Here is a 275-nt window from a genome sequence, read left to right on the forward strand (position 1 = left end):
TGCGTCGCGGCGGTAACTGACTGGTTCGATGGTTTTCTGGCACGCCGCTGGAACCAGAGTACCCGGTTTGGTGCTTTCCTTGACCCTGTAGCAGATAAAGTTCTCGTGGCTATCGCCATGGTGCTGGTAACCGAGCATTATCACAGCTGGTGGGTGACCTTACCGGCGGCAACGATGATCGCCCGTGAAATTATTATTTCTGCGCTACGCGAATGGATGGCGGAGTTGGGTAAACGCAGTAGCGTGGCTGTCTCCTGGATTGGGAAAGTGAAAAC

Annotated in this window: 1 protein-coding gene; it reads left to right on the plus strand. The window is 54.2% G+C overall.

Features of this window, described 5'->3' with window-relative positions:
* Positions 1-275, plus strand: a 275-nt coding sequence (gene pgsA, locus FN960_RS24010; protein WP_143850808.1) for a CDP-diacylglycerol--glycerol-3-phosphate 3-phosphatidyltransferase, incomplete at both ends; no start/stop codon positions are given.

This window comes from Alkalicoccobacillus porphyridii, assembly GCF_007293315.1.
Classification (GTDB): domain Bacteria; phylum Bacillota; class Bacilli; order Bacillales; family Bacillaceae_D; genus Alkalicoccobacillus; species Alkalicoccobacillus porphyridii.